General features: G+C 54.9%; 2 protein-coding genes. One reads left to right on the forward strand and one right to left on the reverse strand.

Annotated features, from left to right (window positions below):
* On the reverse strand, nt 1–658 hold a 658-nt coding region (locus SPL01S_RS06155), incomplete at its 3' end, for an NAD(P)H-dependent oxidoreductase (protein ID WP_063198248.1).
* Between the two features lie 84 nt (nt 659–742).
* Between SPL01S_RS06155 and SPL01S_RS24420 the strand changes: the two genes are divergently transcribed.
* Nucleotides 743–894: LysR family transcriptional regulator (locus SPL01S_RS24420; RefSeq protein ID WP_155729005.1), on the forward strand; the 152-nt coding region annotated here is incomplete at its 3' end.

Consider the following 894-nt stretch of genomic DNA (forward strand, 5'->3'; position numbering starts at 1 on the left):
ACAGGCTGTCCAAACGTTGCCCGAGTACCTCACAGGCCACGGCAAATCGCGCCGGGTCTATCTTGTCGGTTCGGTAGATCACGAACGGCGGCAGTACGTCAAAACCGGGGTAATGCAAAATCCCATGCTGGATCGGGAATAAAATATCATCCATAGGTCCGTTGATGCCCCGCGGGCCGTAATGCGTTTCCCAACCACCGGCGGTGACCATCAGCATGGCGCGCTTGCCGGCCAGCGTGCCTTCACCATAACGATCGCCCCAGTGGGTATCGGAGTGTTCCCCCACGCCATAGGCGAAACCGTAGGCGTAAACCCGCTCAACCCAACCTTTGAGGATCGCCGGCATCGAGAACCACCACAGCGGGAATTGCAGGATCACCGCATCGGCCCACAGCAGCTTTTGCTGTTCGAGTTCAATGTCTTTGCTTTGCAGCCCATCGGCAAATGCACGTAGGGAATCGCGTACAGGATCGAACCGCTCGCCCGTTTGTGTTGCTGTGCTGTCATCCGCGTCCAGCACGGCTTTCCACTGCATGGCGTAAAGATCGGATACCTGAACGGTATGCCCGGCATCCTCCAACCGCTTGATTGAAAAATCCCTCAGCGAACCGTTCAACGACTGCGGTTCTGGGTGCGCGTAGACGAGAAGAACATTCATGGTAGACCTCCGTTGCAAGATAAGAGCAGGGTAGGTTTTTGTCCGGTATAGTAGAAATGAATTTCTAACATTCCAGGTATTACCATGACTAATCTCAGACGGCTGGATCTCAATTTGCTGGTGACGCTGGATGCCTTACTCGCCGAACATAATGTGACGCGAGCGGCGCAACGCCTTAATTTCTCGCAGCCCTCGGTTAGCGTGCATCTCGCCAAGCTGAGAGAGATTTTTGGCGA

Source organism: Serratia plymuthica NBRC 102599 (assembly GCF_001590925.1).
Lineage (GTDB): Bacteria > Pseudomonadota > Gammaproteobacteria > Enterobacterales > Enterobacteriaceae > Serratia > Serratia plymuthica.